The sequence below is a fragment of the Pontimicrobium sp. MEBiC01747 genome (genome assembly GCF_053601635.1).
In genome coordinates, this window is the sequence record NZ_JBSHNS010000458.1 from 1 (window position 1) to 332 (window position 332).

At 39.5% G+C, this 332-nt stretch carries 1 protein-coding gene; it reads left to right on the plus strand.

What is annotated here, in order from left to right; genetic code table 11:
* The coding region (locus ACVC2P_RS15125) for a hypothetical protein (protein WP_452599294.1) at nucleotides 1-332 on the plus strand (332 nt) is incomplete at both ends.

Consider the following 332-nt stretch of genomic DNA (forward strand, 5'->3'; position numbering starts at 1 on the left):
GTACAACTACTAGTACCTTCGATTATACTGTTACAGGAACAAACCCTTGTCCTAATGATATTAGTACTGTTACTATAAATATTAACCCTGCCGTTAACGCTGGTACAGATGGTAATACAACCATTTGCGATAGTAGTACAACAACTATAGATTTATTTAGTTTAATCGCTGGTGAAGATGCTGGTGGTACCTGGTCGCAAACTTCTGGATCTGGTGGTACTTTTAATGCTGCCACTGGTACTTTTACACCAGCTGTTGGTGCAACTACTAGTACCTTCGATTATACTGTTATTGGAACAAGCCCTTGTCCTAACGATGTTAGTACTGCTACT